Below are 25,147 nucleotides of genomic sequence, written 5' to 3'. Positions count from 1 at the left end.
GACGTCGCGGTTCGTCGTCGTCCGCGCCCAGGACGACGACGAACCGCGACGTCATGGACCTCCCACCGCCCGCCGAGCACCCTCCCAGGCCGGGATGATGACGTGAGCGGCATGATGCGTCGACACCTCACCTCCCCGTACGGCCGGGCCTCCGGCCGCTTCCCCCTCATCACCCGCCCGCTCGCCGCCGGTGCCGGCGTCGTGGCGCTCGCCGGCACGCTCGCCGCGTGCGACACGACCGCCTCGGCCGACGAGGCGGGCGACTTCTTCGACACGAGCACCGTGCACACCGTCTCCGTCGAGTACGACGAGGACGACTACCAGGAGATGCTCGACACCTTCGCCGACTCCGGCGACAAGGACTGGATCAAGGCCTCCGTCACCATCGATGGCAAGGAGTACGACGACGTCGGGCTGCGGCTCAAGGGCAACTCCAGCCTCCGCGGCCTCGGCGGCCAGGGCGGCGGCAAGGCCGACGACACGACGAACGACACGACCACCGACGACACGGCCGACGACACGGCCACCGACGACACGGCCACGGCCGACACGGCCACCGACGACACGGCCACGGCCGACACGGCCACCGACGACACGACCGACGACACGGCCGACGACACGGCCACCGACGACCAGCAGGACGGCGGACAGGTGCCGGGCGGGTTCGGCGAGGGCGACGGCACGGCGTCGGCGGACGACCCGGCGGGCCTGCCGTGGCTGATCCGCCTGGACAAGTACGTGGACGGCCAGGAGCACGACGGCCGCGCGGACTTCGTGGTGCGCGGCAACAACACGGAGTCGTCGCTCAACGAGGCGGTGGCGCTGAAGGTGCTGGAGCTGGCGGACGTGCCGGCGGAGCAGGCGACGTACACGCGGTTCAGCGTGAACGGCAGCGACGAGGTGCTCCGCCTGATCATCGACCTGCCGGACGACGACCTGTGGAACGAGGAGACCTACCCGAACGGCGGCATCACGTACAAGGCGGACGCGGACGGCGACTGGTCGGTGCGCGACACGCTCGCGGACTACGCCGACGCGTTCGAGGCCAAGTACGACAGCGAGGGCTCGACGGACGACGACGCGGCGTACCAGCCGCTGGCGACGTTCCTCGAGTTCGTGAACGACTCGTCGGACGCGGACTTCGCGGCGAACCTGGGCGACTACCTCGACGTCGACTCGTTCGCCCGGTACCTCGCGGTGCAGGACCTGGTGGCGAACTCCGACGACATCGACGGCCCCGGGAACAACGCCTACCTGCACTACGACCCGGAGACGGGCCTCGTCGAGGTCGTCGCGTGGGACCAGAACCTGTCGTACGGCGGCCTCGGCGGCGGCATGGGCGGGGGTCAGGGCGGGCAGGACGGGCAGGGCGGGCAAAGGCCGGACGGCGCGCCCGAGGGCATGGAGCCCCCGGACGGCGCGGACCTCCCCGACGGCGCGACGCCGCCCGACGGCGCGGACCTTCCTGACGGCGCGGACCTCCCTGACGGCGCGCAGGGCGGCCCCGGCGGGGGCGGCGGGGGCGACGGCTTCGGCGGCAAGGAGAACGCCCTGGTGACGCGGTTCCTGGCGGACGACGACTTCAAGGCGGCGTACGACTCCGCCGTCGAGGACCTCACGGCGTCGGTCTACGAGAGCGGCGACGCGCAGGACTACCTGGACTCGCTGGTGTCGACGCTGTCCGACGACGCGTCCGACCTGCTGGACGCCGACACCCTCACGAGCGAGTCGAAGGCGGTCTCCGACATGCTCACCGCGGACGCCGTGCAGAGCGGCCAGGGCCAGGGCGGCCTCGGCGCCGCCGGCGGTGCGTCGAAGGACGACGCCGACGACGGCGCCACGGACGGTGCCACGGACGGCACGACGGCCGGTGCGAGCAGCTAGTCCGCTGCCCGCCCCGGCCGTCGGGTCCGACGTCGCCGTCGTGGGCGGGGACCCACCCCGGGCGCCGTGGCGCCCGGGGCGGACCTCCTCCTGCTGGTCGACCTACTGCTGGGCGGCCCGGACGTTCAGGGTCGCCGTCTTCTCGCTCGGCGTGTACCGGGCGTCGCCGTCGAACTTCACGACGACCTTCTGCACGCCGGGGTCGACACCCGTCGTCGGCATGGCCACCGTGGCGGCGCCGTCGACGAGGGGCGCCACGATCTCCCGCCCGCCGACCTTCACCGTCACCGCACCGGTCGCCTTCGGCGAAGAACCGCGGTCGTCCTTGGCCCCGACCCGCACGTCGACCCGGGCGTCGGTGCCCGCCACGACGGACGCCGGGCGCACCTGCACCTGCACGGCGCTGGGCACGTCGCCGTCGGGCGACAGCTTCATGAAGCGGATGTTGCGGTACTTGACCGCGTCGGCGCTGCCGTGGTTCTGGATCCCGACGAAGCTGTTGACGAGCCGCTCGGGGTCCACGTCGGTGTAGTCGTTGACGAGCCTGCCGTTGAGGTACACGCGGATGCGGTCGCCCTCGACGCGGAGGTCGTAGGCGTTCCACTTCCCGACCGGCTGGAGCGACTCCTTGACGGCCTCCGGGTCGGCGCCCTGGAAGGTGTAGACCGCGCCGGTGGTGCGGTCCGGGGCGTCGGTGGCGTCGATCTGGATCTCCTGGCCCTTGTTGACGGCCACCCACGGGTCGTTGCCCGGGTTCGGGAAGCCGACGAACACGCCGCCGTTCTCGTCCTTCGAGAGCTTCCAGTCGAGCCGGAGGCTGTAGCTGTCCCCGAGCTCCTTCTGGTACCAGAGCAGGCCCATCCCGCCGGAGGCCTTGATCGAGCAGTCGTCCTGCCGGCCGAAGCCGCCCGGGCCGGCCATGCGCCAGCCGTCCTGCAGGCTCTTGAGGGTGCCGTCGTAGATCGCCGTGTACCCGGCCTCGACCTTGCCGGGCGTGCAGATGTCCAGGTTGTCCTTGCCGACGGACAGCACGTCCATGTTGATGTTGCCCTCGTCGCCGTCCTCGTACACGAGCTTGATGGTGTTGGCGCCGGCCCGGAGGTCGAGGTCGCGCGTCTGCACCCCCCAGTCCTTCCAGCTCCCCGTGGTCGGGAACGTCCACTGGCCCAGGTCCTCGCCGTTGACGTACAGCGAGACCCGCTTGGAGCGCAGGTCGGGGTACGGGTTCGTGCCGTTGGCGTAGCGCACGTTGACCGGGTAGGCGCCCGCCTCGGGGACGGTCACGGAGAACGTGCGGCCCGAGCCGACGGACGACATGCCGGCCGCGAAGCCGGAGCCGGACCAGTTGCTGTGGTCGGTCGCGATGCTCGACCCGCCGAGCGGCTGCGCCAGCTCCGCCTCGTACCAGCCGCGGTCACCCGGGGCGACGTAGCCGGGCAGCGAGTTCAGCGTGTACCAGGCTTCCGTGCTGAGCAGCTCGGCGCCGCTCGCCGAGGCGAACGGGCGCGGCGAGCGGACGTGCACGACGTGACCGGGCAGGAGGCCGTCGATCTTCAGCGTGACGGTCTTGCGGTCCGCGGAGACGGTCGCCCTGTCGACGAAGAGGGGCTCCTCGTCGACGTTCGGGCCGCCGTACTGCTGCGTCGGGACGTAGCGCCACTGCCGGATCTTGTAGGCGTCGGCCAGCTTCGCGACGACGTCGTCGGAGACGGGGTCGGTGTACTCGATCTCGAAGCCGCCCTCGACGACGCGCATCTCCTTCATGTCGAAGGAGTCCTCGTTCACGGGGACGAGCTTCTGGAGGCCGTACCGGAGCTTGCCGGGCTCGCCCCAGTTGCCTCCCTCGCCGGTACCACCGGCGTACAGCGCGCCGTCGGGGCCGTAGACGACGCGGTTCACGCCGACCTCGAGGCCCGCGGTGTGGCGGAAGACCGCACCCTGGAACTCGCCGTCGACCTTCTCGAGGAACGCGCGCTGGATGCCGCCGTACGTGACGTCGCCGACGAGCATCTGCCCCGCGAACTCGCCGTCCTTGACGAGGATCGGGTTGCCGGGGGAGTTGGAGATCTCGTTCTGCGGGAGCCACACGGCGGGCGGGGACACCGGCTGCGAGTCGAACGGGCCGGCCGGGTTCGTGTAGTGGTTGTAGAAGTGGTCCTTCTGGACGTGGATGAGCTTGTTCGCCGGGAGCCAGGCGCCCTGGTTGTCGGTCGCGAAGATCGCGCCCTCGGGGCCGAAGCCGATGCCGTTCGGCGTGCGCAGCCCGCCCGCCACGTACGTGACCTCGCCCGTCTCGCGGTCGATCTTGAGCGACGTGCCGCGGTTCTTCCCGGGCTGGGGGTTGGTGGTGGCGCCGCCGTTGTCGATGGCGACCGAGAGGTTGACGTAGAAGTAGTCCTCGTCGTGGATCAGGCCGAACGCGAACTCGTGGAAGTTCCCGCCGTCGGGCCACTCCGCGATCTTCGTGTGCTTGTCGTAGAAGCCGTCGCCGTCGGGGTCGGTGAGCTGGGTGAGCTGGTAGCGCTCGGAGACGAAGATCGAGTCGTCGACGACCTCGATGCCCATCGGGTTGAGCAGCTCGTCCGCGACCCGCGTCGTCGTGACGTCCTCCGGGCCCTCCGCGTCGACGACGCCGTCGAGGAAGTACACCTCGCCGGACACCGGGTCGGGCTCCCAGCCCCCGGAGCTGACCTCGCCGGTGGTGACGACCGCGAGCTGCTCGTCGGGCGTGAAGGCGAGGCCCGAGACCTTGGGCTCGAAGCCCTCCGGGCGCAGGTCGACCAGCTCGTAGTTCGGGTTGACGGCGTCCAGCCGCAGGCCGTCGCCGGCCGTGTCGGTCGCGCCCTCGCAGTACTTGAAGCCGGGGGCGGTCACGCGCACGACGCCGGCCTCGGTGCTGAGCGCCGACGTCGGGACCAGCTCGAAGGCCGAGCTGCCCGGCGTCTTCCACTCGAGGTGCAGCTCCTGGCCGCCGCCCGCCTCGACGAACTCCACCAGCAGGGAATGGACCCCGCCGGTGAGCGTCGTGGTCCCCTCCTTGGGCGTCGCCTCGTGCAGCCCGTCGTGGTCGACGACCAGCTCGTCGTCGAGGGAGAGCCTGGAGCCGTCGTCGCTCGTGAGCCGGAACGTGTACTCGCCGTCGGTCGGCACGGTGAGGTTCGCGGTCGCCTGCGAGATGAAGTTGTCCTCCGCCCCGAACTGCTCGGCGGTCGACCAGTCGATCGTGGGCATGAGCTTGTCGACGTTCGGCGTCTGGCCCGACTTCAGGGTGCAGATCCCGTCCGGCTTCTGGGCGAGCTGGAAGGTCCGCAGCGTGAGGCCCGGCTCCTGCTCGGGGAGGTCGGCCGCGGCGGGTGCGGCCCAGCCCGCGGCGACGAGCGCGCCGAGGGTGAGCGCGGCCGCGCCGCGTCGGTACCTGGACCGGCGGGCCGCCGGCAGGCTGGTGCGTTCGAGCATCGTTGCTCCTTCGTCAGCCGTTCATCGGGTCGGCGAAGCTCCCCTTGACGTCCCCGCCGATGAGAAGACTTGACGGTACCGAGCCTTCTGACGCTCTGTCTACAACTTCTGTCGCGTGTTTGGCATAAGCCCGCGCGAGCGGGTCGGAGCGCATGGCTCCGACGGGCCGGCTAGCTCGCCGGCATCTCGCGCCCGGGGATGAGCAGCTCCTCCACGAAGCAGTAGCCCCAGTGCTCCCCGGGCTCGATGGACCGCATCACGGGGTGCTCGGTCGCGTGGAAGTGGGCCGTCGCGTGGCGGGCGGGCGACGAGTCGCAGCACCCCACGTGCCCGCACTGCAGGCAGGTGCGCAGGTGCACCCACGTACCGCCCGCGGCCACGCACTCGGGGCACTCGCCGGCGGTCTCGGGAGCCACGGGGACGATCTGGTCCAGGTGCTCGCAGGTGCTGGTCATGTCGCGGTCCTCGCCCTCGGCCGGTGGGCCCGGGGGCTCCCGGGCACCGACCAGGGTGCGCCGGGCGGGCGCCCGGGGCAAGAGGCAGCACGGCGAGGCACGCTGCGGCCCTCGCGCCTCGCGACTACGGTGTCGCCATGTCCGCTGGATCCGCGCAGCCGAGCGACGTGAGGGTCACCGTCGAACGCACCGCGGTGATCGTGGAGGACGATCCGGACGTCCGGGACCTTCTCGACGTGGTCCTCACCCAGGCCGGCTTCGCGACGGCGACCGCCGGGTCCGGGCTCGAGGGCGTGGAGCTGGTGCGCCGTACCGACCCGCTGGTGACGACGCTCGACGTGAGCCTTCCCGACATCGACGGGTTCGAGGTGTGCCGTCGCATCCGCACGGTGTCGGACACGTACGTCGTGATGCTCACCGCGCGCACGGACGAGATCGACGCGCTGATGGGCCTCGACGCGGGCGCCGACGACTACCAGACCAAGCCGTTCCGGCCGCGGGAGCTGCGGGCGCGCATCGAGGCGATGCTGCGCCGGCCGCGGCGGCCCGTCCTGCCCGCGGCCCCGCTGCCGGCGCCGGCCCCGGTCGTCGGCCTGGCGGCCGCGGCGCTGTCGGACACCATCGTCTCGGACGGTCTCGTCGTCGACGTCGCGGGGCGCACGGTGGTCGTGGAGGGCCGGGCCGTGCACCTCACGCGCAGCGAGTTCGACCTCCTGGCCGCGCTGGGCGGCACGCCGGGCCGCGTGCTGTCGAAGGACGCCCTGGTGCGGGTCCTGTGGGGCGACGAGTACGACACCGGCACGAGGGTGGCCGACCCGGACCGGCGCAGCGTCGAGGTGCACATGGCCAACCTGCGCCGCAAGCTCGGCGACGACCCGTCCGAGCCCCGGTGGATCCGCACGGTGCGCGGCGTCGGCTACCGGTTCGACCACCCTTCCTGAGCGATCATCCCCGCGATCACGATCGCGCCCGTGTCCGCCGCCGACGCGACGGCCTCCAGGTGGTCCCAGGCGCCGTCCGTGCCGCCCGCGCCGAGGGCCGCGAGGGCGTGGGTGGCCGCGTCCACGAGGTCGCCCACGCCGAGCATCGTCGCCGTGCTGCGCAACGTGAGCAGCAGGCCGCGGGCGGCGTCGGCGTCCCCGTCGCGCAGCGCGGCCGCCAGGCCCTCGGTGCGGCGCGGGACGAGGCGGATCCATGACGTCGCGAACCCGACCAGGGCGGCACGGTCGCCGTGCAGGTCGGCGGCGAGCTGCTCCCAGGCGGCCTCGGGCCCCAGGCGTGGGGGCTCGTCCGGCGGGACGGTCATGGTGCGCTCTCCGAGGTGGTCCGGTTCCGACGCCACGATCCTGCGGGTCAGGCCTCCGGCTGCCCTGCAGTTCGCCTCAGGATCGGATCAAGATGTCCCGGGCCTACTGTCGGGCGCCCCCGTGCCCCGACGCACGGGCGCCCCTACCCTGGCCGCATGCCCGACACCCCCGCGGACCGTCCCGTCGTCCTGCTCGTCGCCGACGAGCACGCGCCGCAGGTCGAGGACGAGTTCCGAGCGCGCTACGACCGCGACTACCGGATCGAGCTGGTGCGGACCGCCGACGCGGCCCTCGAGCGGCTGCGCGCGCTGGTCGCGGCGCGGGAGCCGGTGGCGATGATCGCGGCGGAGCGCCGCCTGCCGGACGCGACGGGCCTCGAGCTGCTGCACCAGGTGCCGGCCGTGGTGTCGACCGCGCGGCGGGTGGCCCTGATCTCGGGCGACGAGTACGCGGACGCCCTCGACGAGATGCGGGCGGCGCTGCTGCGCCGGGACATGGACACGTTCGTCGGGATCCCGCGCGGCGCGCGCGACGAGGAGTTCCACACCGCGCTGGTGGAGCTGCTCTCGGAGTGGGGCTGGTCGGTGGCGCGGCCCACGGTGACGTCCACGGAGATCGTCGCGGAGGCGGGCGACCGTGACGCCGCGGCCGTCCGGGACCTGCTGGAGCGCCTCGGCGTCCCGAACCGCGTGCTGGCGCCCGACGACCCGGACGCGCGCGCCATCCTCGGGGAGGCCGACCCGGACGCCGCGCTGCCCGTGGTGCGCACCTTCGCCGGGCGGGTGCTGGCGGGCGCGACGCCGGCCGCCGTCGCGGAGGCGATGTACGGCGGCTACGACTCGATCCCGCCCGGCGAGATCGCCGACGTCGCGGTCGTCGGCGCCGGTCCCGCCGGCCTGGCCGCGGCGGTGTACGCGGCGTCCGAGGGGCTCGCGACGGTGGTGCTGGAGCGGGACGCGATCGGCGGCCAGGCGGGGTCGAGCTCGATGATCCGCAACTACCTCGGCTTCCCGCGCGGGATCTCCGGGATGCGGCTGGCGCAGCGGTCGCGGATCCAGGCCGGCCGGTTCGGCGCCCGGTTCTACACCGGGCGCGCCGCCGTGCGGATCGAGCCCGGTCCGGCCGACGAGCCCGAGCACCACCACGTGCACGTCGACGGCGCGCAGCTCTGCGCGCGCACGGTGGTCCTCGCGACGGGCGTCTCGTACCGCCGGCTGGGGGTGCCGGGGCTCGACGACCTCGTCGGCGCGGGCGTCTACTACGGCGCGGCGAGCTCGATGGCAAGGGAGATGGCGGACCGGGACGTGTGCGTGGTCGGCGGCGGGAACTCCGCGGGGCAGGCGGCCGTGCACCTCGCGAAGTTCGCCGGGTCGGTGACGATCCTCGTGCGCCGCGGCAGCATCGCCGAGACGATGTCGGACTACCTGGTGCGGGAGATCGCCGCGACGCCGACCATCGCGGTGCGGCCGCGCACGGTCGTGACCGACGGCGGCGGCGACGGCCGCCTGCAGTGGCTGATCACCGAGGACCTCGACACCGGCGAGCGGTCGAAGACGCACGCCGACGGCCTGTTCTGCCTGCTCGGGGCCGAGCCGGACTGCGGCTGGCTGCCCGACGGCCTCGCCCGCGACGACCACGGCTTCGTGCTCACCGGCCGCGACGTGCCGCAGGAGGACTGGCTGGGCGGCCGCCCGCCCGCGAGCCTGGAGACCACCCTGCGCGGCGTGTTCGCCGTCGGCGACGTGCGCGCGGGATCGATGAAACGGGTCGCGTCCGCGAGCGGCGAGGGGGCGTCCGTGCTGCCGCTCGTGCACGCGCACCTCGCCTGGGTGCGCGCCCAGGAGTTCGGCGGAGGGGACCCGTCATGACCGGCCCGACCACGCCCCGCACGTTCCGGCGCAGCCGCGCCCGCGCCGTCGGCGACGCGGTGACCAGCCGGTTCGTCCGGCTCGGGCTGGTGCCCTCGACGTGGCTGCTGACCACCCGAGGCCGCCGCAGCGGGCTGCCCCGCACGAACCCCGCGACGCTCGTCGAGCACGACGGGCGACGCTGGCTGGTGGCCCCGTACGGCGTCGTCTCCTGGGTGCACAACGTGGGCGCCGACCCGCGGGTGCTGCTGCGCCGTGGGCTCGCGCGGCAGGTGTGCGTCGTGCGGGCGGCGTCGGCCGAGGAGGCGGGGCCGGTGCTGCAGCGGTACGTGCGCCTGTCGCGGCCCACCCGGCCGTACTTCACCGCGACGCCCGACTCCCCGGTGGCGGACTTCGTCGCCGAGGCGGACCGGCACCCGGTGTTCGAGCTCGTCCCGTACGACGCGCAGCGCTGAGGCCTCGTGCTCGGCACCCCCGGGCACGACCTCCGCCCCGCTGTGTCCATATGCTGGTCCCAGTATTCGAGATAAATCCGACCGGAGTGGTAGGGAATGCGCTACGGTCCCCGGCATGACCACGACGGCACTCCTCAGGCTCACCCCGCGACCCGCGGGCGAGCCGTGTCGCCCGGGCGCCCTCACCCGCCCGAGCCGACACACCGAGGAGCATCGTGAGCACCATCGCCTACCCCCGCCTGACCGACCCACGCCCGAGCGACCCTGAACCCCGCACCCGCCGCGCCCGAGGCGCCCGCCGCGGGGCCGCCGCGCTCTCCGCGGCCCTCCTGGGGCTGACCCTGTCCGCCTGCGCCGGCGCCACCGCCGCGCAGGAGTCCGCATCCGGCAAGACCGTCTTCCGCTACCAGGGCGGCACCGGCACCGTCTCCTACCCCGAGCTGGCGGAGGACCTCGGCTACTTCGAGGACATCGAGCTCGACTGGATCGGCGACGTCACCGGCGGCCCGGCGTCGATCCAGGCCGCCGTCACCGGCGAGACGGAGTTCGGGGGCGCGTTCAACGGCGCGATCGCCAAGCTGCAGTCCACCGGCGCCCCCGTCACGTCCGTGATCTCGTACTACGGCGCGGACGAGCAGACCTTCGGCGGCTTCTACACCGTCGAGGGCAGCCCGATCGCCTCGGCCCGCGACCTCGTCGGCAAGAAGGTCGGCGTCAACACCCTCGGCGCGCAGTCCGAGACGCTCCTGCGGGAGTGGCTGTCCCGCGAGGGCCTCACCCCCGAGGAGGCCGACAAGGTCGAGCTCGTCGTCGTCCCTCCCGTGAACGCGGAGCAGACCCTGCGCGAGGGGCAGATCGACGTGGCGTCGCTCGGCGGGGTCATCAAGGAGAAGGCGCTCGACCGCGGCGGCCTCACGCTGCTGGTGGGGGAGAACGAGCTCTACGGCGAGTTCGCCTACGGGACGTACATCCTGCGCGACGACTTCATCGCCCGGCACCGCGACGCCGTCCAGGACTTCGTGCAGGGCACGGCGCGCGCGATCCGCTGGGCGCAGACCACGCCCGTCGACGAGGTGCGCGACCGCTTCACGGCGATCATCGAGGAGCGTCACCGCACCGGCGAGACCACGGACCTGGTGCCGTACTGGAAGTCGTCGTCGGTCCCGACCCCGGGCGGCGTGATCCAGGACGACGAGATCTCCGTCTGGGTCGACTGGCTCGAGAAGGACGGCCAGCTCGACCAGGGCGCGCTGCAGGTGGACGACCTGTTCACCAACGAGTTCAACCCGTACGCCGACGGCACCTTCGCCCCGGACGCCGGGCCCGACGGCGAGGAGGCGGCGTCATGACCGCGCTCACCGTGCCGACCGTGCCCACCGCGCGGGCCGCGGGTACGGGCGCCGGGGCCGACGGCGCCACGCCGCGGCTGCGCTTCGACGGGGTGCGCAAGGAGTTCGCCGTGCGCGGCTCGGGCGGCACGCTCGTGGCGCTGGAGGACCTCACCCTCGACGTCGCCGCGGGGGAGCTGGTGACGCTCGTGGGCCCGTCCGGGTGCGGGAAGTCGACGCTGCTGGACCTCGTGACCGGGCTGTCCGAGCCGACGTCGGGGCGGATCCTCCTGGACGGCCGGCCCGTCACGGGCCCGGGCCTGGACCGCGGGATCGTCTTCCAGCAGTACGCGCTGCTGCCGTGGCGCACCGCGCAGGCCAACGTGGAGCTGGGGCTGGAGGCACGGCGGCTGCCGAGGGCCGAGCGGCGCCGGATCGCGCGGGAGCACCTGGAGCTGGTGGGCCTGTCCGGGTTCGAGGACCGCTACCCGCACGAGCTGTCCGGGGGCATGAAGCAGCGGGTGGCGATCGCCCGGAGCCTCGCGTTCGACCCCGAGGTGCTCCTCATGGACGAGCCGTTCGCGGCCCTCGACGCGCAGACCCGCGAGACGCTGCAGGACGAGCTCCTGCGCATCTGGCGGGCCACCGGCAAGACGATCGTCTTCATCACGCACGGGATCGAGGAGGCCGTCTACCTGGGGCAGCGGGTCGTGGTCCTCACGCCCCGGCCGGGGCGGGTGCGCCAGGTGCTCGACGTCGACCTGCCGGGTCGCGGCGAGCCCGGCCGGGACGTGCGCGCGGACCCGGAGTTCGTCGCCCTGCGCCACCGGGTGTGGGACGCGCTGCACCACGCGCCCGGGCACGCCGACGGGGAGGTCGCGCGATGACCGCCACCGACGTCAGGCGCCCCGCCCGCGAGGCGGCCGCGTTCTCCGACCCGCCGACCCTCGGGCGGCAGAACGCCGTCGCGGTGGCGTCGCGGCAGCGGGGCCGGGCCGCGGCCCGCACCGGGCGCGCGGCCGCCGTGGTGCTGCGCTCGTCCGTCGCCCTGCTGGCCTTCCTCGCGATCTGGGAGGTCGCGCCGCGGGCCGGCCTGGCCGACCCGGTGTTCCTGCCGCCGTTCAGCACCGTGGCGACGACCTTCCTCGGGCTGGTCGCCGACGGCACGATCGGCACGCAGGTGGGCACGAGCCTCGCCCGCGCCGGCGCCGGGTTCGCGATCGCGGTGCTCGTGGCGATCCCGCTGGGGCTCGTCGTGGGCTGGTACGCCCGCGCCGCGCAGTACCTCAGCCCGTTCTTCGAGCTGTTCCGCAACACCGCGGCCCTGGCGCTGCTCCCGGTGTTCATCCTGGTCCTGGGGATCGGGGAGACGTCGAAGGTCGCCATCGTGGTCTACGCCTGCTCCTTCCCCCTGCTGCTCAGCACCATCACGGGGGTGCGCACCGTCGACCCGCTGCTGGTGCGCTCGGCCCGGTCGCTGGGCCTCGGCAGCCTCGCGCTGTTCGTCAAGGTGGTGCTGCCGTCCGCGGTGCCGACCGTGTTCACCGGGGTCCGGATGGCGGCCACGTCGTCGATCCTCGTGCTCATCGCCGCGGAGATGGTCGGGGCGAAGGCCGGGCTCGGCTACTTCATCACCTACACCCAGTTCAACTTCCAGATCCCCGAGATGTACGCGGGGATCGTGACGATCGCGCTCGTCGGGGTGGCCGTGAACGCGGGCCTCGTGCTGCTCGAGCGCCGTCTCATGCGCTGGCGCGCCGCCTGACGCGCCCCGCCCCCTTCCTCTCCCGTACGCCCCTCGAAAGGCGGAGCCATGCCCGCACGCACCCTGACCCTGAACCTCTTCCTGCACCACGTGGGCCACCACGAGGCCGCCTGGCGGCACCCGTCCACGCAGCCCGACCGGCTCTTCACGCCCGACTACTACGTGCGCCTGGCGCAGCAGGCCGAGGCCGCCAAGCTCGACGCCGTGTTCTTCGCGGACGGGCCGGTGCTGCACGGCGGCGTCGAGCACAACGCGGTCGGGACCCTCGAGCCGATCCTGGCCCTCGCGACCATCGCCGCCCGCACCGAGCGGATCGGCCTGATCGCGACGGCGTCCACCACCTACTACGAGCCGTACAACCTGGCGCGCCTGTTCGGCACGCTCGACCACGTCAGCGGCGGCCGCGCCGGGTGGAACATCGTGACCACGTCGTCCGCGCAGGCGTCGGCGAACTTCGGCCTCGCCGCGCACCCGGACCCCGCGGTGCGGTACGCGCGCGCCGAGGAGTTCCTCCAGGCGATCACGCGGCTCTGGGACTCCTGGGAGGCGGACGCCGTCCTGGTCGACCGCGAGGCGGGCCGGTACGCCGACCCGACGCGCATCCACCCGGCCGCGTTCGAGGGGGAGCACCTGCGGGTCGCGGGCCCGCTGAACCTCGCGCGCTCGCCCCAGGGGCGGCCGGTCCTGGTGCAGGCGGGCGCGTCCAACGCCGGCCGCGACTTCGCGGCCCGCTGGGCGGAGGCGATCTTCACCGCCCACCAGCGCCTCGAGGACGCGCAGGCGTTCTACGCGGACGTCAAGGACGGGGCGCGCCGGTACGGCCGCGACCCCGGCCAGGTGAAGGTCCTCCCCGGGATCAGCCCGTTCATCGGCTCCACCGAGGCCGAGGCGCGCGCCCTGGAGCGCGAGTTCAACGAGCTCACGGTGCCCGAGTACGGCCTGCGGCAGCTGGGCGGCCAGGCGGGCGTCGACCTGTCGGACCTGGAGCTCGACGAACCCGTGCCGCTCGAGATCTTCGCCGACGCCGGCGACGTCACGAACAACGCCCAGTCGCGGTTCCAGGTGGTCGCGGGGATCGTGCAGCGCGAGCGCCCCACCCTGCGGCAGCTGCTGCACCGGCTCGCCGGCGCCCGCGGGCACCGCGTCGTGGCCGGCACGCCCGAGCAGGTGGCCGACACCATCACCGAGTGGTTCACCCAGGGCGCCGCCGACGGGTTCAACGTCATGCCGCCCGCCCTCCCGTCGGGGCTGGGGGCGTTCACCGAGCAGGTCGTGCCGATCCTGCAGCAGCGCGGTCTGTTCCGCACCGAGTACGCGGGCAGCACGCTGCGCGACCACCTGGGCCTCGACGTCCCGGCCAACCGGTACACGGCGGCCCGGGCCACCGCCCGCACGTCCGACAGCCCGGTCGTCGCCACCGTCGCCGACCGCACCCGGGTCGACGAGGTGGAGCGCGTGGCGGAGGCCGCGCGGTGACCGCCGTGGCGCGCGGGGCCCTCGCGATCAGCCCCGACGAGTTCCGGTCCGTGTTCCGCGGCCACCCGGCGGGCGTCGCCGTCGTGGCGCTGCTCGACGGCGGCCGGCCGGTCGGCTTCACCGCCACGTCGGTGATCTCCGTGTCCGCGGACCCGCCGCTGCTGGCGTTCTCGCTCGCGACGGCGTCCTCCTCCTGGCCGGCGGTGTCGCGGGCGGCCACGGTGGCGGTGAGCTTCCTCGCGCACGACCAGGCGGACCTGTCCGCCCGGTTCGCGACCAGCGGGATCGACCGGTTCGCCGGCGGCGGCTGGCACGCCCTCGACTCGGGCGAGCCGGTGCTGGACGGCGCCGTCGCGTGGGTGCGCGCGCTGGTGGTGCAGCGCACGGCCGTCGGGTCGAGCCGGCTCGTGACGCTGCAGGCGGTGCAGCGCCACGTGCGCGAGGGCGCGAGCCCGCTGGTGTTCCACGACCGCGGCTACCACCGGCTGGGGGACGGCAGCCGGGTGTGACCCTCGGCGCCTGGCGCGCGGGGGCGGGGCAACGCGGGTGAAATGGGGGCCATGGATCAGGTCCGGGACGTCATTGCCTCGCCGACGCCGTGGGCCTCGCCCCCGCAGGAGGTGCTCGCCGGGCTGCGGGCCGACGACGGCGGCCTGACCACCGCCGACGCGGTGACCCGCCTCGCGGAGGTCGGCCCCAACCGGCTCCCCCCGCCGCAGCGGGACCCGCTGTGGAAGCGGGTCCTCGTGCACTTCGACGACGTGCTCATCTACATCCTGCTGGTCGCGGCCGTGCTCAAGGCGATCCTCGGCGACTGGGTGGACTTCACCGTCATCCTGCTGGTCGCGGTGGTGAACGCGGCGATCGGCTTCGTCCAGGAGGGCCGCGCGGAGAGCGCGCTCGACGGCATCCGCAAGATGCTGTCGGTGCACGCCGAGGTCCGGCGCGACGGGGCCTGGGCCAAGGTCGACGCCGACGACGTCGTGCCCGGCGACGTGGTGCGCGTGCGCTCCGGCGACCGCGTCCCCGCCGACGTGCGCCTGCTGGAGGCCGTCAACCTGCGCGTCGAGGAGTCGGCGCTCACGGGGGAGTCGGTCGCGGCGAGCAAGCGGGTCGACGCGGTGGACCCGGACGCCGGGGTGGGGGACCGCACCAGCATGCTGTTCTCCGGCACCCTCGTGGCCGCCGGCCAGGGCGTCGGGGTGGTCACGGCCACCGGCGAGCGCACGGAGATCGGGCGCATCCAGACGATGATCTCCGAGGTCGCGAGCCTGGAGACGCCCCTGACCAAGCAGCTCGACCGGTTCGGCAAGCTGCTCGCCGGGCTCATCCTCGCGATGGCCGTGGTGATGGTCGTCATCGGCCGGGTGGTGCACGACTTCTCCGTCCCGGACCTGGTGTCCGCGTCGATCGGCTTCGCGGTCGCGGCCGTGCCGGAGGGGCTGCCGGCGCTGGTGACGATCACGCTGGCGCTCGGCGTGCAGCAGATGGCCCGGCGTCGCGCGATCACCCGCAAGCTGCCCGCCGTCGAGACGCTCGGCTCCGTCACGACGATCTGCTCGGACAAGACGGGCACGCTCACCAAGAACGAGATGACGGCGCGCCTGGTGCGCACCGCCGACCGCGCGTACGACGTCGCGGGCGCGGGGTACGCGCCGCACGGCGAGGTCACGCTGGGCTCGGGCGACGGCGCGGGCGGCGCGGGCGGCCCGGCCGCCCGGCACGCGGACCTCGCGTCGGACCAGGACCTCGGCGGCGTGGTCGCCGCCATGATGCTGTGCAACGACGCCCGCGTGGTGCCCGGCGGCGAGGGCGACGACGGTGGCGACGGCGAGGGCTGGCGGCTCGTGGGCGAGCCCACGGAGGGCGCGCTGCGGAGCCTGGGCATGAAGGCCGGCTTCGACACCGCGGGCTGGCGGCGGCTGGCCGTCGTGCCGTTCGAGTCGGAGACCAAGTACATGGCGACGCTCGACCAGGCCCCGGACGGCGCGCTGCTGGTGCACGTGAAGGGCGCGCCGGACCGGGTGCTCGACCGCTGCGCCACGCAGACGGCCGCGGACGGGTCCGCCCAGCCGCTCGACCGCGCGTTCTGGGAGGCGCAGATCGACGAGATCGGCGGGCGCGGGCTGCGCGTCCTCGCCGCCGCGCGGGCCCGGCGGGTCGCGGGCACCACCACCCTGGCGGCGGCCGACGTCGACCAGGGGCTGGAGCTGTGCGGGCTGGTCGGCATCGTCGACCCGCCCCGACCGGAGGCGATCGACGCCATCGCCCAGTGCCGCGCCGCGGGCGTACGGGTCACCATGATCACCGGCGACCACGCCGGGACGGCCGTCGCGATCGGCCGGGAGATGGGGATCGTCGACCGGCCCGCCGGCGACGGGGAGGCGGCCCCGGTGCTCACCGGCGCCGAGCTGGAGGCGATGAGCACCGACCAGCTGCGCGCCGTCGTGCGCGACGTGTCCGTGTACGCCCGTACCAGCCCGGAGCACAAGATCCGCATCGTGTCGGCGCTGCAGTCGCACGGCGAGGTGGTCGCGATGACGGGCGACGGCGTCAACGACGCCCCCGCGCTCACGCAGGCGGACGTCGGCGTCGCGATGGGCATCAAGGGCACCGAGGCGACCAAGGAGGCCGCGGAGGTGGTGCTCGCCGACGACAACTTCGCCACCATCGAGCGCGCGGTGGAGGAGGGGCGGCGGATCTACGACAACATCCGCAAGTCCGTGCTCTTCCTGCTGCCCACCAACGGCGCGCAGTCGCTGGTCATCCTCGTCGCGGTCCTGTTCGGCCTCACGCTGCCGCTCGCGCCCGTGCAGGTGCTGTGGATCAACATGATCACGGCGGTCACCCTGTCGCTGGGCCTCGCGTACGAGAAGGCGGAGCCCGACGTCATGGCGCGGCCGCCGCGCGACCCGAGGGCGTCGATCCTCGATGCCGTCTTCGTGCGCCGCATCCTCATCGTCTCGCTGCTCATCGGCGGCGCCACGCTGCTCGTGTTCTACGCCGAGCGCGCGCAGGGCGCGCCGATCGCGGAGGCCCAGACGGCGGCGGTGACGATGCTGGCCCTCGGGCAGCTCGCCTACCTCTTCAACTGCCGCTTCCTGGACCGCTCGAGCCTCACGGTCGACGTGCTGCGCGGCAACCGGGTGGTGTGGATCTCGGCCGTCGCCCTGGTGGCCCTGCAGTGCGTGTTCGTCTACGCGCCGTTCATGCACTCCTGGTTCGACTCCGCGCCGATCAGCGGGCTGCAGTGGGCGAAGACGGTGGGGCTCGCCGTCGTCGTCTTCCTCCTGGTCGAGGTCGTCAAGGCCGTCGGCCGGGCCCGGTCGCGCCGCCGGGCGGGGGCCGGCCCGCGGGAATAGACGTGGCCCAGGTCACGGTTGTGCACGGCGGCGTGCTGCTCCGGCCCGCCGGTCCGAGAGGAGCCCCCGCCGTGAACTCAGCCGCGAACCCCGCCACCGCCCTGCCGGACCTCGTGCCCCTCGCCGCCGCCCGCTCCGTCAAGCTCGTCGTCGACGGGGCGGCCGCCCTGCCGACCTGGGTCGTGCAGGTGGGCGGCGACCTCTTCGTCCGCTCCGCCCCCGGCGCCCGCTGGCCCGCCGGCCTCGCCGCCGGCCGCGGCCGGGTGCGCGTCGACGGCGCCGAGCGCGCCGTCGTCCTCGCCGAGGTGGAGCCCGAGCTGCACGGTCTGCTCGACGACGCCTACCGCGCCAAGTACGGCGCCTGCGCCCCCGACCGGGTCGCCGAGGTCGTGTCCGACGCCGCCGCCGCGACCACGTTCCGCCTCCGCGCCCGCCGTGCGTCCTGGGGCGAGCGGGTGTACTCCGTCGCGTCCGCCGTGCGCGCCCGGCGCCGCGTCGTCGAAGGGGCGCGTACCGTCACCCCATGAGCCGCGCGTCCGAAGCCCGGGAGCGTCGTCGGCGCCGCCGCGAGCAGCTCACCCCGGACCAGCGCGCCGACCGGCTCAAGGAGCGCGTCTACGTCACCTTCGCGGCGCTCGCCGTGGTGCTCGCCCTGCGCGGCCACGTCGAGGGGCTCGAGGCCGGCCGGGCGGCGCTCACGCTGGTCATCACCGTCGGGGGCACGCTGCTCGCCGTCTTCCTCGCCGACTTCGTGTCGCACGTCGTCGTGCACGGCGCCCTGCCCACCCGGGCCGAGCGGCGCCACATGCTCGGCGTGGTGTCGAGCGCCGGGGGCGTGGTCGTGCTGCCGCTGGTGTTCCTCTGGCTGGCCGGCCGCGGGGCGTGGACGGTGGCCGGCGCGCTCACCGCGTCGACGGTCGCCCTGATCGTCAGCCTGGGGCTCGTCGGGTACGTGGCCGTGCGCGTCGTCGCCCTGCCCTGGTGGCAGAAGTGGCTGCTGCTGCTCACCGAGGTCGCGCTCGGCCTGGCCGTCGTCGGGCTCGAGGTGCTGGCGCACGGCTGAGCCGCCTCCTCGGCGCGCGGACCTGCCACGACGGTGCGACGATCGGTCGCGGCACCCGACCCAGGAGGGGACACCGAGGATGGCGCACGAGGGCACGACGGCGACCACGGGGAGCACCGCCTCCGCCACCACGAAGGTCTCGCTGCTGACCCTCACCGCGATGGTCGTCGGGTCGATGGTCGGCGCCGGCGTGTTCTCGCTCCCGCGCCGCTTCGCGCAGGAGACGGGCGTCATGGGCGCCCTCATCGCCTGGGTGGTCGCGGGCGCGGGCATGCTGATGCTCGCGTTCGTCTTCCAGCGGCTCGCGATGCGCAAGCCCGACCTCGACGCCGGCGTCTACGCCTACGCGAAGGCGGGCTTCGGCGAGTACACGGGCTTCTTCGCCGCCGCGGGCTACTGGGCCAGCGCGTGCGTCGGGAACGTCACCTACTGGGTGCTCATCATGTCGACGCTGGGCCAGTGGATCCCCGCCCTGGGCGCGGGGGACACGGTGCTCGCGCTCGCGCTCTCCGCCGTCGGCCTGTGGCTGTTCTTCCTGCTGGTGCGGCGGGGCATCAAGGAGGCGACGGCGATCAACCGCATCGTCACCGTCGCCAAGATCATCCCGATCATCGTCTTCGTCCTGCTGGCGCTGTTCGTGTTCGACCCGAGCGCGTTCGCCGCGAACTGGGGCGGCGCCGACTACGCGGGGAGCCTGTTCGAGCAGGTGCGCGGCACCATGCTGGTGACGGTCTTCGTGTTCCTCGGCGTCGAGGGGGCCAGCGTCTACTCCCGGCACGCGAAGCGCCGCGAGGACGTCGGCCGCGCCACGATCCTCGGCTTCCTGAGCGTCTTCGCCATCTTCGCGTCGGTGACGATCGTGTCCTACGGGATCATGCCGATGGGCGAGATCGCCGAGCTGCGCCAGCCGTCGATGGCGGGGGTGCTCGAGGCGGCCGTCGGGGAGTGGGGCAGCGTCTTCGTCGGCGTCGGCCTCATCATCTCCGTGCTCGGCGCCTACCTGGCGTGGACCCTCATGGCCGCCGAGGTGCTCTTCGTCGCCGCCAAGGACCGCGACATGCCGCGCTTCCTCTCGCGGCAGACCGACCGGGACGTGCCGGTCAACGCGCTGCTGCTCAGCACCTCCCTGTCGACGGTCGTGCTGATCCTCACCTACTTCTCCGAGGACGCGTTCGACTTCGCCCTCGACATGACCGCAGTCATGACGCTCATCCCGTTCCTGCTCGCCGCGCTGTACGCGGTGAAGCTGCGGGCCACCCGCGAGACCTACGACGGCGCGCCGCCGTCCACCCTGCGCGGGGACCTGGTGGTCGCGGCCCTGGCGACGGTCTACACGGCCTTCCTCGTCTTCGCCGCCGGCCTGAGCCTCGTGCTGGTCTCGTTCCTCTTCTACGCGCCCGCGACGATCCTGTTCGTCATGACGCGGCGCGAGCAGGGGCGCCGGGTGTTCAGCCCGCCCGAGCTCGCCCTGTTCGTCGCGGTGGTCGCGATCGCCGTGCTCGCGGTCGTGGGCCTCGTCGCGGGCTGGATCTCGATCTAACGCACGTCCGTCGTCCGACCGAAAGGTTCTCCCCATGACCTCCGCTCCCTCCGCCCCGGCCCACGGCGTCCACTCGGAGGTCGGCCGGCTGCGCAAGGTGCTGGTCTGCTCGCCCGGGCTCGCCCACGAGCGGCTCACCCCCACCAACTCGGACGACCTGCTGTTCGACGACGTCATGTGGGTGGAGTCCGCGCAGCGGGACCACCTCGACTTCGTCAACAAGCTGACCAACCGGGGCGTGGAGGTCGTGGAGCTGCACGACCTGCTGGCGCAGACGATGGCGATCGGCGAGGCGCGGTCGTGGCTGCTGGACCGCAAGGTGGTGCCGAACCAGGTGGGGCTGGGCCTCGTCGAGGGCACCCGGGCGTACCTGGACTCCCTGACCGACCGCGAGCTGTCGCGGTTCCTCGTCGGCGGCCTGTCCACCCACGACCTGCCCGCGGACTTCCGCAGCGACTACGTGAACCTCGCCCGCGAGTCCACGGGGACGCCGGAGTACCTGCTGCCGCCGCTGCCCAACACGCTGTACACGCGCGACACGACCTGCTGGATCTACGGCGGCCTCACCCTCAACCCGCTGTACTGGCCGGCGCGCAAGGACGAGACGCTGCTGATGAAGGCGATCTACTCCTTCCACCCGGAGTACCGGGACTCGACCGTCTGGTGGGGCGACCCGGAGCAGGACTGGGCGCAGGCCACCATCGAGGGCGGCGACGTCATGCCCGTCGGGAACGGCACCGTGCTCGTCGGGATGAGCGAGCGCACGTCGCGGCAGGGCATCACGCAGTTCGCGAAGGCGCTGTTCGACGGCGGGGACGTGCAGCAGGTCGTGGTGGCCGGGATGCCGCGCCTGCGCGCGGCCATGCACCTGGACACGGTGTTCACGTTCGCGGACCGCGACCTCGTCACCGTGCACCCGACGATCGTCGACGGCATCCACGCCTTCACCCTGCGCCCGTCCGACAAGGCGCCCGGCGTCGAGGTCACCGACGAGGGCGACACCCCGTTCGTCGACGTCGTGGCGCGCTCGCTCGGCCTGCCGAAGCTGCGTGTCGTCGAGACCGCGGGCGACGCGTACGCCTCCGAGCGGCAGCAGTGGGACTCCGGCAACAACGCCGTCGCCCTCGAGCCCGGAGTCGTCTTCACCTACGACCGCAACACCCTCACCAACGCCGCCCTGCGCCGCGCCGGGGTGGAGGTCATCACCATCGTCGGCGCCGAGCTCGGCCGCGGCCGCGGCGGCGGGCACTGCATGACCTGCCCCATCTCTCGCGACCCGGTGGACTGACGCCGGGCAGCCGCCGGGCAGACGGGGCGGCAGGAGCGTCAGCGCGCGACGGTCACCGCGACGTCGGCGGCGGGCGCGACGCGGATCACCGCGTCGCCGGGCGCGGCGTCGTCCGGCACCATGACGACGGCGGACCACTCGCCGTGCGCGTCGGCGTCGACGGTGGCCAGCTCGACGTCGTGGGTGCCCTGCACCCACCGCACGGCCAGGTCGCTCATCGGCGCGGTCGACTCGGCGGGGAGGGGTTCTCCGTCGGAGACGCCCTGGAAGTCCGCGCAGCCCTCGACGAAGGCGGTGCCGGCGAGCCGGACGGCGCCGCCCGCGGTGAGGGCACCGTCCTCGACGTCGACGGCGGGAGCGGCGCACGACGCACCCGCCGACGTGCCGGTCGGGGCGCACCCGGCGGCGAGCAGGGCGACGGTCAGGACGGCGGGCAGGGCGAGCGCGGACGTCGTGCGCGGGAACCGCATCGTTCCTCCTGGTGGTGGCGTCGCGCGTGCGACGGGCCCAGTGTGCCGCGCCTGCGGGCGCCGTGTCAGCGGGATTCCCGTTGATCGGGACGTGCGGCTCGGGCAAAGTCCGGCCATGACGATCCGCTACCCCCGCCCCCTGCGCCCCGGCGACACGATCGGCGTGACCGCGCCGTCGTCGGGGGTGCCCACCCCGCTGCTCGGGCGGCTGGACCACGCCGTCGAGGTCGTGCGGGCCAAGGGTTTCGACGTGCGGGTCGGCGCCACGCCGTCGGGCCAGGGGATGGTCAGCGCTCCGGCGGACGTCCGGGCGGCGGAGCTGACGGGGATGCTCACGGACCCTCGGGTGCGCGCCGTCGTGCCGCCATGGGGCGGGGAGCTGGCCGTCGACCTGCTGGGCCGCCTCGACTGGGACGCCCTCGGCGCGGACCCGACGTGGCTGGTGGGGTACTCCGACGTCTCGACGCTGCTGCTGCCGCTCACGCTGCGCACCGGGGTCGCGACGCTGCACGGGCAGAACCTCATGGACACCCCGTACGACGTCCCGGGCGGCATCCTCGGCTGGTGGGACGTCGCAGCGTCGGCGCAGGACGGCGGGGAGCTGCTCCAGCGCTCGCCGCGCCGGCACCGCTCCGGCGGCTGGGACGACTACGAGAAGGAGCCCGAGGTCTCGACGTGGACGCTCGACGCGGCGGGCCCGTGGCTGCGGCTCGACGCCGCGGACCCGGCCGCGCCCGTCGACGTCTCGGGACGGCTGATCGGCGGCTGCGTGGAGACGGTGTCGTTCCTCGCCGGGACGGCGTACGGCGACGTGGCGCGGTTCGCCGCGGAGCACGCGGCGGAGGGCCTGGTCGTCTACCTCGACATCCTCGAGTGGGGCGCCGCCGACGTCGCCCGGGCGCTGTGGGCGCTGCGTCACGCGGGCTGGTTCGACGCCGCGAACGCGGTGCTCGTCAGCCGCACGCACGCGCCCGCGACGGGGGACCTCAGCCAGCACGACGCGGTCCGCGACGCCCTGGGCGACCTGGGGATCCCGCTGCTGGCCGACGTCGAGTGCGGGCACGTGCCGCCGCAGCTCGCGCTGGTGAACGGCGCGCTCGCGCGCGTGCAGCACGGGCCGGACGAGTCGACGATCACGCAGCGGCTGGTGCCGTAGGGACACGGACCGGGAGCGCCGCTCGGTGGCAGGATGACCCCGTGCCGCACCCCGGAGCCCGCGTCGCCCGAGCCCTGACGCTGCTGCTCGTCGCGTTCGGCGCCCCCGCGCTCGTGCTGCGGCAGCGGCTCGGCGGCGGGTGGATCGTCGACGACGTCGTCGTGGCGGTCCTGCTCGCGGGCTGGGCCGCCGTCGCCGTGCACGCGCGCCTGGCCGTGGTCACGCCGCGACTCAGGAGCGGGTCGCCCGCGGCCTGACCTCGGCCTGCCGCGCCAGCCCCGCGAGCACGGCGTCGAGCATCCGGTCGAGCTCGGCGGGCGAGCCGAAGTCCGCCCAGCGTGGCGCGAGGGCGGCGAGCGTGGGGTGCTCGTCGGGGTCGAAGGTCGGCACGGGGGAGCGGTCCTCGACGGTCCGCGCCAGCAGGTGGCCGTTGAGGAACCCGAACAGCACCATCGGCGCGTCGGCGACCACCCGGTCGGGCAGGCCGTCGCGGCGCATCGCGGTGGTCAGCGCCTCGAGGGCGGCGAGGGCCGCCGGCGAGGTCTGCGCGCGCGTGACCAGCAGGGGGAAGACGCGCGGGTGGCGGGCGGCGGCGTCGCGGTAGGCGTGCGCCAGGCCGCGGGCGACGTCCTGCCACGGGACGTCCGGCGCCGGGTCGCCGGCCGCGGGGACGTCGAGCTCGGCGAGCACGGCCTCGGAGGCCGTGTCCAGCAGCGCGGCCTTGCCCTTGACGTGGTGGTAGATGGACATCGGGTCGACGCCGAGCTCGTCGGCGAGGCGCCGCACGCCGAACCGCTCCAGCCCGTCCCGGTCGACGAGGGCGACGGCGGCCGCGGCGATCCTCGTCCGGTCCAGTCCTGCCGACGTGCCGCGTGCGCGCCCGGTCATCGTCCGTCCTCTCCCCTTGCGAAACCTACGACGTAGAACCTAGCCTGTCGAGGGTGTCCTACACCGTAGGTTTCACGGGGTGTCCCACGGAACGTCCGCCCGGGAGGCCCGTCCGACCCAGACCCAGGAGGCCTCATGACGACCACCCGCCCCGCGCAGCGCCGCACGACCGCCGCCATGGTCGGGGGGCTCGCGCTCACCGTCCTCGTGGCCGTCGCCCCGTTCCTCGACGGCACGACCCACCTGCTCGCCGACCACGTGCGCGCCGGCTACCCCGGCTACGGCCCGGACGAGGTGCGGGCGGCCGTCACCGCCTACCAGTACCTGCTGGCGGGGGTCGGCGTCGTCGGCGTCGTCGCCTGGCTGTGGGCGATCCGCGCGGTCCGCTCGGGCCGACGGTGGGCGCGCGGGGCCGCGACGGCGGCGTTCGCGCTCGCGCTCGTCCTCGCGCTGACGGCGCTGCTCACCCGGGACACGTCGGGGGACGTGGGCCTGGCGCCGGCGCTCGGCTGGGCGGGCCTCCTGCCGTGCGTCGCGGGCGCCGTCGCCGTCGTGCTGCTCTGGCGGGCGCCGCGCGTCAGCCCCGGAACGCCTGCGGCATGACCTCGCGCGCCGGGCCGGTGCGGTCGAGGAAGCCGATCTCGCCGGCCTGGAGCTCGCGCGCCGCCTCGACCAGGGCGGACAGGGCGTCCCACGCGAAAGTGCCCCCGACGGAGAGGCGCGCGACACCCGCCTCGGCCAGCGCCGCGGGCGTCGGGCCCCCGGCGACGAGCAACGCGTTGACGGGCCGGTCCACCTCCCGGCACACGGTGGCGACCTGGGCGGCGTCCCGCAGCCCGGGCGCGTAGAGGACGTCGGCGCCGGCCTCCTGGTAGGCCTGCAGCCGCGCGATCGTGTCGGCGAGGTCGTCGCGCCCGTACAGGTGGTTCTCGCAGCGGGCGGTGAGCACCAGGTCGCCCGCCGCCTCGGCCGCGGCGGCCACGCGCTCGACGGCGAGGCCGCGGTCGAGGACCGGATGGTCCGGCTGCCCGGTGGCGTCCTCGATCGAGCACCCGGCGAGCCCGGCCGCGCGGGCGTCGGCCACCGTGCGCGCCACGCCGGCGGGGGAGTCGGCGAAGCCGTTCTCGAGGTCGGCGCTCACGGGGACGTCGACGGCGGCCACGAGCGCGGCGGCGTGGGCGAGCGTCTCCTCGCGGGTGGTCGCCCCGTCCGGGCGGCCGAGCGTCGCGGCGAACCCGCTGCTCGTCGTCGCGACGGCGGCGAAGCCGAGGGTCGCGAGGATGCGCGCCGACCCCGCGTCCCAGGCGTTCGGCAGCAGGAGCGGGTCGCCGGGACGGTGCAGGGCCAGGAAGTCCGCGCGCAGGGTCGACGTCATGCGCCCGAACC

23 protein-coding genes are annotated in these 25,147 nt (G+C 74.1%); 17 read left to right on the top strand and 6 right to left on the bottom strand.

The window, feature by feature from the left end; genetic code table 11:
- The first annotated feature begins 111 nt into the window (after positions 1–111).
- Positions 112–1,884 (top strand): CotH kinase family protein, encoded by a 1,773-nt coding sequence (locus tag ACFU5J_RS01250; RefSeq protein WP_430577756.1) that lies wholly within the window; start codon positions 112–114, stop codon positions 1,882–1,884.
- 102 nt (positions 1,885–1,986) lie between these two features.
- Here ACFU5J_RS01250 and ACFU5J_RS01245 read toward each other — a convergent pair whose 3' ends face one another.
- Both ACFU5J_RS01245 and ACFU5J_RS01240 read right to left on the bottom strand, forming a co-directional pair.
- A complete protein-coding gene (locus ACFU5J_RS01245) occupies positions 1,987–5,340 on the bottom strand; it encodes a family 16 glycoside hydrolase (RefSeq protein WP_430577543.1) in 3,354 nt (1,117 codons plus the stop codon).
- 170 nt (positions 5,341–5,510) lie between these two features.
- On the bottom strand, positions 5,511–5,795 hold the full coding sequence (locus ACFU5J_RS01240) for a UBP-type zinc finger domain-containing protein (protein ID WP_430573487.1): 285 nt from the start codon (positions 5,793–5,795) through the stop codon (positions 5,511–5,513).
- Positions 5,796–5,932: 137 nt separating this feature from the next.
- On the opposite strand from ACFU5J_RS01240, the gene ACFU5J_RS01235 reads away from it, so the two are divergent.
- Entirely contained in the window at positions 5,933–6,736 is an 804-nt protein-coding gene (locus ACFU5J_RS01235; protein ID WP_430577542.1) for a response regulator, read from the top strand.
- On the opposite strand, the gene ACFU5J_RS01230 is transcribed toward ACFU5J_RS01235, so the two are convergent.
- On the bottom strand, positions 6,712–7,101 hold the full coding sequence (locus ACFU5J_RS01230; RefSeq protein WP_430577541.1) for a hypothetical protein: 390 nt from the start codon (positions 7,099–7,101) through the stop codon (positions 6,712–6,714). The genes ACFU5J_RS01235 and ACFU5J_RS01230 overlap by 25 nt on opposite strands.
- A 156-nt stretch (positions 7,102–7,257) precedes the next feature.
- Here ACFU5J_RS01230 and ACFU5J_RS01225 point away from each other — a divergent pair, with 156 nt between their 5' ends.
- The 12 genes from ACFU5J_RS01225 to ACFU5J_RS01170 all read left to right on the top strand — a co-directional run bounded on the left by ACFU5J_RS01225 (position 7,258) and on the right by ACFU5J_RS01170 (position 21,247).
- Positions 7,258–8,970: an FAD-dependent oxidoreductase gene (locus ACFU5J_RS01225; protein WP_430573484.1), complete on the top strand. Its 1,713-nt coding sequence runs from the start codon at positions 7,258–7,260 to the stop codon at positions 8,968–8,970.
- Positions 8,967–9,425 (top strand): nitroreductase family deazaflavin-dependent oxidoreductase, encoded by a 459-nt coding sequence (locus ACFU5J_RS01220; protein WP_430573483.1) that lies wholly within the window; start codon positions 8,967–8,969, stop codon positions 9,423–9,425. Before ACFU5J_RS01225 ends, ACFU5J_RS01220 begins: the two co-directional genes overlap by 4 nt.
- Before the next feature lie 215 nt (positions 9,426–9,640).
- A complete protein-coding gene (locus ACFU5J_RS01215; protein WP_430577540.1) occupies positions 9,641–10,774 on the top strand; it encodes an ABC transporter substrate-binding protein in 1,134 nt (377 codons plus the stop codon).
- Positions 10,771–11,640 (top strand): ABC transporter ATP-binding protein, encoded by an 870-nt coding sequence (locus tag ACFU5J_RS01210; RefSeq protein WP_430577539.1) that lies wholly within the window; start codon positions 10,771–10,773, stop codon positions 11,638–11,640. Before ACFU5J_RS01215 ends, ACFU5J_RS01210 begins: the two co-directional genes overlap by 4 nt.
- Positions 11,637–12,518, top strand: a complete 882-nt coding sequence (locus ACFU5J_RS01205) for an ABC transporter permease (protein ID WP_430577538.1) — start codon at positions 11,637–11,639, stop codon at positions 12,516–12,518. The genes ACFU5J_RS01210 and ACFU5J_RS01205 overlap by 4 nt, the downstream gene beginning before the upstream one ends.
- 48 nt (positions 12,519–12,566) lie before the next feature.
- Complete coding sequence (locus tag ACFU5J_RS01200) at positions 12,567–13,994, top strand: LLM class flavin-dependent oxidoreductase (protein ID WP_430577537.1); 1,428 nt, start codon at positions 12,567–12,569, stop codon at positions 13,992–13,994.
- Positions 13,991–14,503 (top strand): flavin reductase family protein, encoded by a 513-nt coding sequence (locus tag ACFU5J_RS01195; protein WP_430577536.1) that lies wholly within the window; start codon positions 13,991–13,993, stop codon positions 14,501–14,503. Before ACFU5J_RS01200 ends, ACFU5J_RS01195 begins: the two co-directional genes overlap by 4 nt.
- A 51-nt stretch (positions 14,504–14,554) precedes the next feature.
- Complete coding sequence (locus ACFU5J_RS01190) at positions 14,555–17,356, top strand: HAD-IC family P-type ATPase (RefSeq protein ID WP_430577535.1); 2,802 nt, start codon at positions 14,555–14,557, stop codon at positions 17,354–17,356.
- Positions 17,357–17,427: 71 nt separating this feature from the next.
- On the top strand, positions 17,428–17,883 hold the full coding sequence (locus tag ACFU5J_RS01185) for a DUF2255 family protein (protein WP_430577534.1): 456 nt from the start codon (positions 17,428–17,430) through the stop codon (positions 17,881–17,883).
- Complete coding sequence (locus ACFU5J_RS01180; protein WP_430573476.1) at positions 17,880–18,419, top strand: hypothetical protein; 540 nt, start codon at positions 17,880–17,882, stop codon at positions 18,417–18,419. Before ACFU5J_RS01185 ends, ACFU5J_RS01180 begins: the two co-directional genes overlap by 4 nt.
- Positions 18,420–18,498: 79 nt before the next feature.
- Entirely contained in the window at positions 18,499–19,959 is a 1,461-nt protein-coding gene (locus tag ACFU5J_RS01175) for a basic amino acid/polyamine antiporter (protein ID WP_430577533.1), read from the top strand.
- A 34-nt stretch (positions 19,960–19,993) separates the two neighbouring features.
- The gene (locus ACFU5J_RS01170) at positions 19,994–21,247 is read left to right on the top strand and encodes an arginine deiminase (RefSeq protein WP_430573474.1); all 1,254 of its coding nucleotides are present in this window, start codon (positions 19,994–19,996) and stop codon (positions 21,245–21,247) included.
- Positions 21,248–21,285: 38 nt separating this feature from the next.
- On the opposite strand, the gene ACFU5J_RS01165 is transcribed toward ACFU5J_RS01170, so the two are convergent.
- Positions 21,286–21,717, bottom strand: coding sequence for a hypothetical protein (locus ACFU5J_RS01165; protein WP_430577532.1), 432 nt, complete (start codon positions 21,715–21,717; stop codon positions 21,286–21,288).
- 115 nt (positions 21,718–21,832) lie between these two features.
- Between ACFU5J_RS01165 and ACFU5J_RS01160 the strand changes: the two genes are divergently transcribed.
- A complete protein-coding gene (locus ACFU5J_RS01160; RefSeq protein WP_430577531.1) occupies positions 21,833–22,873 on the top strand; it encodes a S66 peptidase family protein in 1,041 nt (346 codons plus the stop codon).
- Positions 22,874–22,914: 41 nt separating this feature from the next.
- Positions 22,915–23,130 carry a hypothetical protein gene (locus tag ACFU5J_RS01155; RefSeq protein ID WP_430577530.1) on the top strand — a complete coding sequence of 72 codons (216 nt, stop codon included), beginning with the start codon at positions 22,915–22,917 and terminating at the stop codon, positions 23,128–23,130.
- Here ACFU5J_RS01155 and ACFU5J_RS01150 read toward each other — a convergent pair.
- The gene (locus ACFU5J_RS01150) at positions 23,105–23,761 is read right to left on the bottom strand and encodes a TetR/AcrR family transcriptional regulator (RefSeq protein WP_430577529.1); all 657 of its coding nucleotides are present in this window, start codon (positions 23,759–23,761) and stop codon (positions 23,105–23,107) included. The genes ACFU5J_RS01155 and ACFU5J_RS01150 overlap by 26 nt on opposite strands.
- 135 nt (positions 23,762–23,896) lie before the next feature.
- Between ACFU5J_RS01150 and ACFU5J_RS01145 the strand changes: the two genes are divergently transcribed.
- The gene (locus ACFU5J_RS01145; RefSeq protein WP_430577528.1) at positions 23,897–24,364 is read left to right on the top strand and encodes a hypothetical protein; all 468 of its coding nucleotides are present in this window, start codon (positions 23,897–23,899) and stop codon (positions 24,362–24,364) included.
- Here ACFU5J_RS01145 and ACFU5J_RS01140 read toward each other — a convergent pair.
- The gene (locus tag ACFU5J_RS01140) at positions 24,339–25,136 is read right to left on the bottom strand and encodes an isocitrate lyase/phosphoenolpyruvate mutase family protein (protein ID WP_430577527.1); all 798 of its coding nucleotides are present in this window, start codon (positions 25,134–25,136) and stop codon (positions 24,339–24,341) included. The two genes, ACFU5J_RS01145 and ACFU5J_RS01140, sit on opposite strands and share 26 nt — an antisense overlap.
- Between the last annotated feature and the right edge of the window lie 11 nt (positions 25,137–25,147).

Origin of the sequence: Isoptericola sp. NPDC057559 (assembly GCF_042801555.1) — a bacterium.
Classification (GTDB): domain Bacteria; phylum Actinomycetota; class Actinomycetes; order Actinomycetales; family Cellulomonadaceae; genus Isoptericola.
The sequence above is the reverse complement of the archived record's forward strand: the minus strand, read 5'-3'. Positions and strand labels throughout refer to the sequence as shown.